Source organism: Hymenobacter sp. 102, assembly GCF_049949205.1.
Lineage (GTDB): Bacteria > Bacteroidota > Bacteroidia > Cytophagales > Hymenobacteraceae > Hymenobacter.
In genome coordinates this window covers 635,348-647,674 of the sequence record NZ_CP188172.1, presented here as the reverse complement: position 1 = coordinate 647,674, position 12,327 = coordinate 635,348, and the positions used below count along the sequence as shown (strand labels likewise).

The window sequence follows — 12,327 nt, the reverse complement described above, 5'->3', positions numbered from 1 at the left end:
TTGCCTGTGGTTTGTCGGGGTTTTTATGAGGAGAGAAGCTGAGGAATGTACCGAGTAATGTCTGCTTCATGGGCGCGAGCGAAGAGCGCCACGCACTGTTTTTTAGAGTAGCCGCAGCGCCAACAAGCCGGGAGCTGCTTATCCGAATCGGATAAGCAGCTCCCGGCTTGTTGGCGCTGCCAATGTCAGCAGTAGCTTTTACTCCTGCTTACGGGCCTCGCCGTCGGGTCGTACTACGTCCAAAATGGGCTTGTCGAGGCTGGTGAGTTGGTCCTGGTCGGTTTTGAGCAACTCCAGCACTACTACCTCATTCTGGCCTTTTTTCAGCCATTCGGCGGGTACGTACATGGTCTGCGTCGGCCCGATTTCCCAGAAGCGGCCCAGGTGGTGGCCGTTCACCCACACGCAGCCTTTGCCCCAGCTGCTCATATCAAAGTAAGTATCGGCGGGCTTGGCTACGGTGAAGGAGCCGCGGCGCAGTACCGGCGCGTTGCTGCCGGGTTTGGCCGTAGCCTTAACCGCGGCAGGCGGCGTGGTGAAGGGCATGGAGTAGTGCTGCCAGCCGGTGAGGGGCCGGCCGGCGAAGCGCACACCCCCGGTCAGGCCCTTGCGGTTCTGGTTCAGGAAGGGCCCGAAGTTCAGGCGGCCCATGTTTTCCACCAGAATATCCAGCGTAACCGGACCGGCGGGCAGCTTCAGCTCCACCTGCTCCTGGTTGAGGCGACGGTCGAGGGTGACCACGCGCTGGCCGTTCACCAGCACCACGGCGTAGTCGCGCAGGTCTTTGAGCTGCAGGGCCCCGGTGCGGCCGCCGGGCACAGTGGTGCGGTACAGGACGTAGCCGTAGGGCTGGCTCAGGTCTTCGAAGGTGAGGGGCTGGGCGTTGGCGACCGGCTTGGGCAGGGCGGTGAGCAGGCTGGTGCTGCTGGTGAGGCTAATGGTGGGCAGGCGCATGGCCGGCTTGGCAGCGGGCACCGGCGGCAACTGCTGACCCTTGGGCAGGTGCTTCTCAATAACCTGCCGGAAAGCCAGGAACTTGGCGGTAGGGTTGCCGGCTTCGTCCAGGGGGGCGTCGTAATCGTAGCTGCTGGTCTGGGGTTCGTAGCGGGTGTCGCCACCTTTGTAGTTGGCCCCGTTCATGAAGCCGCGGGTGGTGCCCCCGTGAAACATGTACATGTTGATGGAGATGCCCGCACCCAGTACCGAATCGAGGCGGGTGCTGTACTGGGCGGCCGGCACGGTGTGGTGCGGCGTACCCCACCAGTCGAACCAGGCCGGGTACCACTCGGCAATGTAATAGGGGCCCTTGCCGCCGTGGTTCTGGCGCACCACGTTCTTCACCTTCCTGGGGCTGTCCCAGCCGTTCACGGCCGGCAGCAGCCCGTCGAGGTGGCCCTCGGCTACCTTGTCGCCCGGGTCGCAGGTGTACAGCAGCCCATCGAAGCCGGCCTGCTCAAACATGCGGCGGTTTTCGGCCAGGTATTTTTTGTCATTGGAGTAAAAACCGTACTCGTTTTCCACCTGCACCATCAGCACCGGCCCGCCGTGGTTGACTTGCAGCGGGGCCAGCTGCCGGGCTACTTCCTTGAGGTAGCGGCCGTAGGCGGCCAGGTACTGCGGCTCCAGACTGCGCACTTCCAGGCCTTTCTGCTTCTGCAGCCAGTAGGGGTAGCCGCCGAATTCCCACTCGGCGCAGACGTAGGGGCTGGGCCGGAGCACCACCCACAGGCCTTCTTCCTGGGCCGTGCGCACAAAGGCGGCAATGTCGTTGTTGCCGCTGAAGTCGAACTTGCCCGGCTCGGGCTCGTGCAGGTTCCAGAATACGTAGGTGCCAATGGTGTTCAGGCCCATGGCCTTGGCCGCCTTCATGCGGGCCCGCCAGGCCTCCCGCGGAATGCGGGGGTAGTGCAGCTCCCCGGAAATCATCTGGAAAGGCTTCCCATCGAGCAGGAACTGCTCGTCGCTCAGCGTGAAGCTGTGCTTGGCGGTGGCCGGTTTGGCGGCGGTCGATTGGGCGGAGGCGCCGGTGGTCAGGGTCAGGCCGCTCAGCAGCAGGCCGGCAATATGCTTTCCTATCATCACGTGCTAGAAAGGAGATGTGGCGAATGGGGGTGGATGGTTTGCCGCGGCGCGGGCTCCGCTATCGGAGCAGCATAGAAAGCGTCCGCTAAAAACCGGGGGCGAAACGGGGCAGTAAAGAGCATGTCAGCTTACTGGCTGCCGGCTATGGACATCGGATGCCTCAAAGGTAGCGGCCGGTGCAAGCCCGGGGGCGTTCCAAATCCTGCGATAATGGGCGGTAAATCCGTCAAATCGGGGGGGGCTGACTTGAATAGGTGAGGGCCAGGTGTAGCGCCGCGCCTCGAATCGCCAGGTGTGGCTGGCCTCCCGGGGCGGCGCTACACCTGGCCCCCGGTGGGTGGCGCCGGGGGCCAGGCAACTCCTAATAGTATGATGGGGTGGTAGCTGTACCGTCCGGAATACTGTTCTGTCGGGCGGCAGGCTACTGGCGGCCGCGGGGTGGGGGCAGTTGACAGGGAAGTTCGGCCGGCAGCTACCGGCAGCGGGGTGATGTTGGTGCTGGCAATTAGGTAAGAGGGAGCAGCCGTTCGTCAGAGGGCAGCCAGCCGGGGGAGTGGCGAATCTGTGCCCCCTTATAGCCCGAAATACCGCCCGATTTGGGCGTAACCACCCGCTAGTTTTACCCCAGCTTACAACGGCCCCGGTTGCGGCCACTCTCTGGAGTCCAGTAACCACTTACTCCCGCTACTACTTCCCTCCCTCACGGGCTGCCCCGCCGGCCCACAATTTCCTCCCACATCATGCAGAGAACTTCTATTTTGCTTTGCGGTGCCTTGCTGCCGCTGGCGGCCGCCCCCACGCTGGCTTCGGCCGGGGCGGTACGCACACCCAGTGCCCCCGCCGTGGTGGCCGACGGCCCCGTGAGTGGCACCGTACGCGACGAAAAAGGGGCCGGTATGCCCGGCGTAACGGTTATCCTGAAGGGCACCTCCGTAGGCACCACCACCGACCAGAACGGGAATTTCTCTTTGCAAATTCCGGCCGGTACCGCCAACCCCACCTTGGTATTTACTTCCATCGGCTACACCCGGCAGGAGGTGCCCGTGGGCAACCAATCAACCTTCTCGCTGGCCCTCAGCCCCGATACGCAGCTGCTGAGCGAAGCAGTAGTAGTAGGCTACGGTAGCCAGGAAAAGCGCACCGTCACCAACGCCGTAACCACGGTGGCCGGTAAGGAGCTCTCCAAGCTCACGGTGAGCGACGTAGGCTCGGCCCTGCAGGGTAAGGCCGCCGGCGTAACGGTAGTGGGCGCGGGCTCGGAGCCGGGGACTCCGCCCCAGATTCTGATCCGGGGTATTTCGACCATCAACGGCAACTCGCCGCTGTACGTGGTGGATGGCCTGCCGGTAAACAACATCAACTTTCTGAACCCGAAGGATATTGCCACCATTTCGGTGCTGAAGGATGCGGCTTCGGCGGCCATCTACGGCTCCCGCGCGGCCAACGGCGTTATCCTGATTACCACCAAAACCGGCACCAAGGGCGAGTCGGTTATTGCGGTGGATGCCACCACCGGCGTATCCAGCCCCACGCGGGTGCCCGATATGGCTTCGGCCAGCGAGTACGCCCGCCTGATGAACCTGGCGGCTTCTAACTCCGGCCTGCCGGCCGTGTACCAGAACCCGGCTTCCTTCACCGAAACCACTGACTGGTGGAAGGAAATTTCCCGCCGCGGCATCACCCAGAACTACTCGCTGGGCCTCTCGGGCGGCAGCGACAAGCTGGTGTACTCCACGGGCCTGAGCTACTTTAAGGAGCGGGGCCTGATTCAGGGTTCGGATTTTGACCGGTTGTCGCTGCGCCTGAAAACGCAGTACCAGCCGGCCCGCCGACTAAAAGTGGGGCAGGACCTGACCCTCACCACCACCGGCCAGCACTACCAGAACAGCGGCAGCCTGTTCCGCGACGCCTTCAACGACGACCCCATCACGAAGGCCCGCGTACCCGGCACCTCCGGCAACCCCTACGACTACTACGGCGCTTCGCCTACCGATATTGGCAACCCGCTGGCCGTAGTGGAGCGCAACGACGACCGGCGCAACAACTACTCGGTGGTGGGCAACCTGTACGCCAACTACGAGTTCATCGACGGGCTGGTGCTGGAAACCCGCGTGGGCACCAACACCAACATCTACGAGCGGGACTCGTTCTACCCGTTCTTCAAGATTGATGGCAACGAGCAGAACCTGGTGAATTCCGTAACCCGGGAGCACAACCTGGGCATCTACTGGAACAACACCAACACGCTTACCTACACCAAAACGCTGGGCGACCACAACTTCACGGCCCTGGCCGCCGGTACGCTGGAGAAGTTCGACAACCGCACCCAGTCGGGCTCGGGCCAGGCCATTCCCAGCAACGACCCCAGCCTGCGCTACCTGGATGCCGCTACGGCCAACTACGCGGCCTACGGCAACAACTACGTGAACACCATTGCCTCGCTGATCGGGCGGGTGAACTACGACTACAAAGGCCGCTACCTGCTGTCGGTCAGCGTGCGGCGCGACGCGGCCTCGGTGTTCCCCGCCAACAACCGCTGGGGCACGTTCCCCTCGCTGTCGGTGGGCTGGCTGGTGTCGGATGAGTCGTTCCTGAAGTCGTTTGAGACGCTGAACTTCATGAAGCTGCGCGCCAGCTGGGGCCGCGTAGGCAACCAGAACATCAGCAACACCGCCTTCATCGGCACACTGGCCAAAACCTACTACGTAACCGGCGTGGATGCCACCCAGCAGGTGGCCGTGGTGCAAAGCAACGTGCCCAACACCGACGTGAAGTGGGAAACGGTGGAAGACTACAACGTGGGTACCGACCTGGGCTTGTTCAACAACCAGCTCACGGTAACGGCCGACGTATTCCGCCGCAACACCTACGACATGCTGATGTACCAGGCCATTCCGGGCCACGTGGGCGCGGGCTACAACAGCCCCATCACCAACGTGGGCAGCATGCACACCAACGGTTTCGACTTCACGGTGGGCTACAACAAGTCGGCCGGTGATTTCACCTACGGCGTGAGCGTGAACGGTACCCGCGCCATCAGCCGCATTGACAAGCTGGCCAACGGGCAGGCCATTTACTCGGGCAACACGCCCATCTTCGGCCGGCCCTCCAAAACCGAGGAAGGCGGCTACGTGGGCGCGTTCTACGGCTACCAGACCAGCGGCATCTTCCAGAATCAGGGCGAGGTAGACAACTACAAGGCGGCCAACGGGCAAACCATCCAGCCCAACGCCAAGCCCGGCGACTTCCGCTTTGCCGATCTGAACGGCGACGGAAAGATTGACGCCAACGACCAGAAGTTTATCGGCAACCCCTTCCCGGACCTGACCTTTGGGGTGAACCTCACGGCCGGCTACAAGGGCTTCGACCTGCAGGCCTCGCTGGTGGGCAGCTTCGGCAACGACATCGTAAATGCCAACAAGGGCTGGTGGTACTCGGGCAGCTACAACTACAACAAGATTGCCGGCCTCGAAGACAAAGCCTGGCACGGCGAAGGCACCAGCAACTCGGTGCCGCGCGTGGTAGCCAACGACAACAACCAGAACCTGACGCGCTTCTCCAACTTCTACGTGGAGAACGGCTCCTACGCTCGCGTGCGGAACCTGCAGCTGGGCTACACCTTCAGCAACGGCCTCACCAACACCATGCGCATGAAGAGCCTGCGCCTGTACGTGAGCGGCCAGAACCTGTTCACCTTCACCAAGTACAGCGGCCTCGACCCCGAGCTGGGCTACGGCCGCTCCTACACCGACGGGGCCTCTGCCCTGAACCGCGGCGTAGACCTGGGCAACTACCCCACCAACCGCACGTTCCTGGCCGGTGCCAACATCACGTTCTAACCCTTCCCACCCGCTCCCTGTCATGAAAAAATACTGTCTATATGTGGGCCTGGTTTCTCTGGGCCTCGCGCTGCAGAGCTGCGAAGACTTCCTGACCCAGCTGCCCAACGGCCAGCAGACGACCGCCAACTTCTACACCAACGCCGACGAGTGCAAGGCGGCCGTAATGGGCTGCTACGCCCTCACCGACCAGGACGACTGGTGGAAAATTGACCGCACCCGCATGTTCGGCGACGCCGGCTCCGACGACGCCTGGAAGGGCAATTCCATTGCCGGCGACCAGCGCGAGTTCGGCGACTTCTCGCGCTTTTTCTGGCTGCCCAACAACGAGTGGTTCGATAACCGCTACACCTTCATTTTCCAAGCCATCGGCAACTGCAACGCCGCGCTGGTAGGAGTAGAGAAGGCTCCCGTTGATGCCACCCTGAAGCAGCAGCTGCTGGGTGAGCTGAAGTTCCTGCGCGCCTACAACTATTTTGAGCTGGTGAAGGGCTACGGCGGGGTTCCGCTGGTGCTCACGCCGGTGTCGCCGAGCCAGGCCCTTACCATCCAGCGCGCCAGCACCGCCGACTGCTACGCCCAGATCATCAAGGATTTGCAGGATGCCGCCGCCGCGCTGCCCGAGAAGGCCGCCCGCCCCAGCAGCGAGAAGGGCCGGGCTACCAAAGGTGCCGCCAACTCCTACCTGGCCAAGGCCTACCTGTTCACGGAGCAGTGGGCCCTCAGCCAGCAGGCTGCCGAGCAGGTCATCAACTCGGGCCAGTACAACCTCAACGATGAGTTCAGCTACGTGTGGAACGTGAACAACCACAACGGCAACGAGTCCATCTTCGAGCTGAACTACAACGCCAACCAAACCTTCAACCTGGGTACGGCCCTGACGGTGGTGATGCGCAGCCGCGCCGACAACGGCTGGGGCTTCAACACGCCCACCAGCAACCTGGAGCAGGCCTTCGGCAACGACCCCCGCCGCAAGTGGACCATCATCAAGGAGGGCGACAATGTGGGTCCGAAAACGGCTAGCTTCGACTACTCCAAGTACGACACCAAACCGTCGGAAAACGAGTCGGGCCGCATCAGCCGCAAGATGTTCGTGCCCCTGGCCGACCGTCCGGCCAACGAGCGGGAGCATTCCCCGCTTAACCGCATCGAAATGCGCTACCCCGATTTGCTGCTGATTCACGCCGAGGCTTCGCAGCGCCTGGGTCAGGACAGCAAAGCCCTTACCTCGCTGAACCTGGTGCGGGCCCGCGCCAACCGTTTGCAGCCCGGCACCGTGCTGCCCCGCACTTCCGGCGGCGCGCAGCTGCTGGCCGACATCTGGCTGGAGCGCCGCCTGGAGCTGGCCATGGAAGGCCACCGCTACTACGACCTGGTGCGGCAGAAGCGTCTGGTGCAGGTAATGCAGGCCTTCAACGCTTCCCAGCGCACCAACACCGACCAGTATGACGGCGGCAAGGTGAAGGACCAGATTTCGGAGAAGAACAACCTGTTCCCGATTCCCACGCCCCAGATTCAGCTCTCGGGCGGCGTGGTAACCCAGAACCCCGGTTACTAACCCATTTTACAGGCTCAATGCCCGGCGCAGACCAGTCTGCGCCGGGCATTTGGTTGTTACCGGCTTCTTCCTGACGAGCTTATGCCCATGATTCGTTCTGTTATTCTGCCCCGCCTGGCGGCCGGGGCCCTGCTGCTGGCGCTGGCCGGCTGTGGCTCCAAAACGCAGGACCCTGATCCGGTTCCGCCCGTTACCGTGGAGCCCGTGCTGGCCGCCGGGCTGGGCGCGGGCAACATTGCCGGCCTCAACTGGGCCGACCCCCGCGACAATTTCGTGGACGATGCCCTGGTGCTCTCGGGCCTGCAGGCCGGCGACACTTACGCCACCGTGCAAACCAAATCGGCCAAGATTATCAGTGGCCTGCAGGGCAGCACCGGGGCCAACACCGTGCGCCTGCCCATCAACCCGGCCACGGCCACCGGCGCTACCTGGGAAGCCTACACCGGCGCCATCGACCAAGCCCTGGCCAAGAACATAAAGGTGATTCTGGCCTGCTGGGAAAGCAGCTCCCGCCGCGACGGCCGCGTGGACGACCCGACGCAGTTCATCAGCATGTGGCAAACGGTAGTGGGCAAGTACGGCACCAACCCCAAGGTGTACTTCGAGGTGTTCAACGAGCCCTACGGCTACTCCCTCGCCGAGCTGGGCACCCTGTACGCCGATTGGCTGAGCCGCTTTCCGGCCGTGCCCCAGAACCGGGTGCTGCTGGGCGGCACCGGCTACTCCGAGGACCTGACCAAGCTGGGTGCCGATACGCGCTTCAGTAACTGCCTGCTCTCCCTGCACCTCTACGACTTCTTCTACAACAGCCCCGCCACCACGGCGGCGGGCTGGGAGGCCGTGTTTGCCAGCAAGCTGGGCAACAACGCCAGCCGCACGGTTTTTACCGAATGGGGCGCGTTCATGACCACCGGCGTGAACTACTATTCGGCCATTGATAACGACGTGAAGAAGGCCTACGTGCTGGGCGTGAGCAACTACTGCCGCCAGCATAACATTGCCAGCGTGTACTGGCCCGGCCTGCGCAGCGGCGACCAGTACAGCCTGCTGCAGTTCGACGGCACCAACACCACCGTGACTAACGGCTCGGGCCTGGGCCGGGTGCAGTTTGCCTGGGGCGAGGGCCTGGGCGGCACCAATCAGCTGTTTCCCACTGCCTACTACCGCCTCATCAACCGCAGCAGCGGCCAAGTGGCCGATGTGAACGGGGCCAGCAAGCAGCCCATGGCCCCCGTGGTGCAGTGGTACTCCAACGGCGCGGCCAACCAGCAGTGGCAGCTCACCTCGGCCGGCAGCTACTACACGCTCAAAAACCGCAACAGCGACCAACTGCTCGACGTGACTACCACCATGGTAGTGCAAAACCCCGATAACAGCGCCCCAACCCAGCAATGGCAGCTTACGGCCAACGAGGCCGGCTACTATACGCTCAAAAACCGCAGCACGGGCCAGGTGCTGGATGGGAGCGGGGCTTCTACCACCACGGCGGCGGGGGTGATGCAGGCGGCCGGCACCAACAGCGCCGGCCAGCAGTGGCTGGTGTGGCAGCAGTAACCACTTTTCTTTGTGCTTTCCCTTTCCACCTTATCGGCGGCTGCTACCGAGTTAGTAGTGGCCGCCGCTTTCCGTTCTATGTCCATCTTTTCCATGCAACAGGTCCGCGGGCTGGCGGCGGGCGTATTCGGTAGCTTGTGGCTGCTGGCGCAGCCGGCCTACAGTCAGTCGGTGCCCACCTATACCGTCCGCATCGAGCCTGGCCAGCCCCGGCAAATCATTGCTAACTTCGCCGCTTCCGATGCCTGGGCCTGCCAGTTTGTGGGCAACTGGCCAACGGCTAAGAAAGAGGCCATTGCCGATTTGCTGTTCAGCACTGCCACCGGCCCCGGCGGGCAGCCCCGGGGTATTGGCCTCTCGATGTGGCGCTTCAACCTGGGGGCGGGTAGCGCCGAGCAGGGCGAGCAAAGCGGCATCAAGGATGAGTGGCGGCGGGCAGAATCGTTCCTAACCCCAGCCGGCACCTACGACTGGAACCGCCTGGCCGGGCAGCGCTGGTTTCTGGAAGCCGCCCGGAAGCGGGGCGTGGAGCAGTTCCTGGGTTTCCTGAACAGCCCGCCCGTGAGCCTCACCCGCAACGGCAAAGCCTACGCCACCGCCAAGCAGCCCAATCTGGCCCCCGGGCGCCAGGCCGCCCTGGCCGATTACTGCGTGCGGGTGCTGGAAGGCCTGCGCCAGAAAACGGGCATCACCTTTCAGTACCTCAGCCCCGTGAACGAGCCCCAGTGGGACTGGAGCGACGGAGGCCAGGAAGGCACGCCCTTCCGCAACGATGACATCAGCGGCATTGCCCGGGCGCTGGGCCCGAAGCTGCAGGCCAGCAAGCTGCCCACCCAAGTACTCATCACCGAAGCCGGCAAGCTCGACTACCTCACTGGCCCCGCCGATAAACCCGAGCAGGGTAGCCAGATTGCCGCTTTCTTCGGCAATACCACGGCACAGACCTACCTGGGCAATACGCCCCGGGTGGCGCGCATCGTAGCCGGGCATAGCTACTTCACCACCTCGCCCCAAACGGCGGCCGTGGCCACGCGGGAGCAGCTGGCAGCTCAGGTAGCCGCCCTGCCGGGGCTGGCGTTCTGGCAGTCGGAATACTGCATTCTGGGTGATAATGCGGGCGAAATCAACGGCGGCCCGCGTGATTTGGGCATGACGGCTGCCCTATACCTGGCCCGCGTAATCCACACCGACCTCACGGTGGCTAACGCCACGGCGTGGCAGTGGTGGCTGGCCGTGTCACCCTACGATTATAAGGACGGACTGGTGTACGTGGATAAAAACAAGACCGACGGCAACTACCACTCCAGCAAAATGCTGTGGGTGCTGGGCAACTACAGCCGCTTCGTGCGCCCCGGGGCCGTACGCCTCACCGCCACGCTCGAAGGCGCACCAGCTAATGGTCCTCTTGTATCGGCCTACCGTAGTCCCAACGGCCGCCAGCTGATTACGGTGGTGGTGAACCCTGCTGCTACCGCCGCCAACCTGCGCCTGGAAGTAGCTGGCAAACCCCTTAGCCGCGGCCAAACATACGTTACCTCCGCTACCTCCGACCTGGCGCCTAGTGCTACCGTACCCACCGGTACCTCATTGCACGTGGAGCCGCAGTCCGTTACCACCTTGGTGAGCAGTCTGCGTTGAGCTAGTACGCGCCGGTTCAGTAAGTAAACAGAGCGTTAGCCAGTGCAGTATCCAACTGATAAATATCGGCCAGAAAAAGCAGTTGACCTTTATCTGTCTCACAGGTCAGGTACTGCAGGTAAATGGGCAGGGGCCGGACCAGGTTGATGCGTTGTTTTTCGTGCTGCCGGACGTGCTGGTACATGGCCGTCAGCTCGCCAGCCCGGTTTTCCCGCCGCAGCAGATACTCGGCCAGGTGTAAGGGCTTGTCCACCCGTACGCAACCGTGGCTTAGGGCCCGCTCAGGGCGGGAGAAGGCGCTGCGGGCGGGCGTATCGTGCAGGAATACTGTCTGCTGATTCGGAAAGTAGAATACCACGTTCCCCAACGCATTGAACGAGCCGGCCTGCTGCCGGATGCTGTAGGGAAACTTTTCCGGTGTTACGCGTTGCCAGTTGACCCGCCAGGGATTTACCCGGTTGCCCCGCCAGTCGTAGAGGCGGTAGTGGTGGTCGGCGAGAAAGCCCGGATCCTGCTGCAGTTCCGGCAGAAATTCCCGGACGGCAATGCTGTACGGCACGCGCCACTCGGGGGCTATTACAAACACGCCAATCCGGCCCCGTAGCACGGGGGTAGGCGTTTCGGGCTTGCCCACAATTACCCGGTGGGTGCGTAGTACCTGACCGTTGCGGATCAGCTGCAGCCGGTAGGCCGGAATGTTTACCACGGCATATTCCGAATCAGGGACTGGCTCCCAGCGTAGCCGTTCCAGGTTAACTGCCACCCGACGGAATCCAGCCGTAGTATCCTGCATCAACCGGGCTGAATCCTGGGGAGTGGCATGCAGTAAGTGGACCCAGCTTTGTTGCAGAAGACGGTAACTACGGCTGGGGGGCTGGTACCGCAACAGGGCCGGTACTAGCTCGGGTGCCTGCAGGGCCTGCCGGAGCTGGTCGGCAACCAGCCGGGCCGTAACGCTGTCTGGCGGGGCTATGGGAGTGAGCGTGTGCGGCTGCAGCTGCCCCCGCTGTACGTGCAGCAGGTACTGTAGCAGGGCATCAGTCAGGCGCAGCTCAGACACGGCCAGCTGCAGCCCCCGCCGGGGGCCGTTGGCCCGGGCCAGTGAATCAGGGAGGTGTTGCAGCGTAGGCTCGGCGTAGCGGCTGGGGGCCAGTCCCACATCGGCGGCCCGGCTCAACAGCTTCAGGGCCTGCCGGGCCTGCGGATTCCACCCGGTTTCCTCCACCCAATGGGTGGTGAAATTGCATCGGGCGTAAAACGTGGGTGCTGCGGCCCCGCCGCCCAGGCCAAGAGCCTGGTAGGTTGCTGTGGGGCCCCGCTCGTGGGTGTCCAGCAGGCTCCGCAAAGAAGCCCGGGCCGTCCGGACAGCGGCCGATACAGTTTCCTCACTATGTTCGCCGGGGGTAGCAACTCCGGATAACGCGCAGCCAGTGAGTAGAACAATAAAAACGGCAGACCGCACCATGCTTCTCAACCAGTTCATAGGGGTAATGGTCAGAAGTTTGGGAAAATGCTGGCAGTAAAGGGTAGTTACATAGGCGTCGGAGGTAGTTCGGTTGAAATGAGCGAGAAAGGGAATTACTGGAATAATTTCGGTAAAAAATAAGGTAAATCCTAGTAATGGACAGTTTTCGGCTGGCGGGCCTCTCCGAACGA

General features: G+C 62.9%; 6 protein-coding genes. 4 read left to right on the top strand and 2 right to left on the bottom strand.

Annotation, left to right across the window (positions count from 1 at the left end; translation table 11 throughout):
- Positions 1 to 198: 198 nt before the first annotated feature.
- The gene (locus ACN19L_RS02800) at positions 199 to 2,079 is read right to left on the bottom strand and encodes a beta-galactosidase (protein ID WP_426492030.1); all 1,881 of its coding nucleotides are present in this window, start codon (positions 2,077 to 2,079) and stop codon (positions 199 to 201) included.
- 743 nt (positions 2,080 to 2,822) lie between these two features.
- Between ACN19L_RS02800 and ACN19L_RS02795 the strand changes: the two genes are divergently transcribed.
- From ACN19L_RS02795 to ACN19L_RS02780, 4 genes are all read left to right on the top strand, one after another.
- Positions 2,823 to 5,921 carry a SusC/RagA family TonB-linked outer membrane protein gene (locus tag ACN19L_RS02795; RefSeq protein ID WP_426492029.1) on the top strand — a complete coding sequence of 1,033 codons (3,099 nt, stop codon included), beginning with the start codon at positions 2,823 to 2,825 and terminating at the stop codon, positions 5,919 to 5,921.
- A 22-nt stretch (positions 5,922 to 5,943) separates the two neighbouring features.
- Entirely contained in the window at positions 5,944 to 7,479 is a 1,536-nt protein-coding gene (locus ACN19L_RS02790; protein WP_426492028.1) for a RagB/SusD family nutrient uptake outer membrane protein, read from the top strand.
- Positions 7,480 to 7,566: 87 nt separating this feature from the next.
- The gene (locus tag ACN19L_RS02785) at positions 7,567 to 9,033 is read left to right on the top strand and encodes an RICIN domain-containing protein (RefSeq protein WP_426492027.1); all 1,467 of its coding nucleotides are present in this window, start codon (positions 7,567 to 7,569) and stop codon (positions 9,031 to 9,033) included.
- A 12-nt stretch (positions 9,034 to 9,045) separates the two neighbouring features.
- Positions 9,046 to 10,671 carry a glycoside hydrolase gene (locus ACN19L_RS02780; RefSeq protein WP_426492026.1) on the top strand — a complete coding sequence of 542 codons (1,626 nt, stop codon included), beginning with the start codon at positions 9,046 to 9,048 and terminating at the stop codon, positions 10,669 to 10,671.
- 16 nt (positions 10,672 to 10,687) lie between these two features.
- Here ACN19L_RS02780 and ACN19L_RS02775 read toward each other — a convergent pair whose 3' ends face one another.
- Positions 10,688 to 12,154 carry a L,D-transpeptidase family protein gene (locus tag ACN19L_RS02775; RefSeq protein WP_426492025.1) on the bottom strand — a complete coding sequence of 489 codons (1,467 nt, stop codon included), beginning with the start codon at positions 12,152 to 12,154 and terminating at the stop codon, positions 10,688 to 10,690.
- Between the last annotated feature and the right edge of the window lie 173 nt (positions 12,155 to 12,327).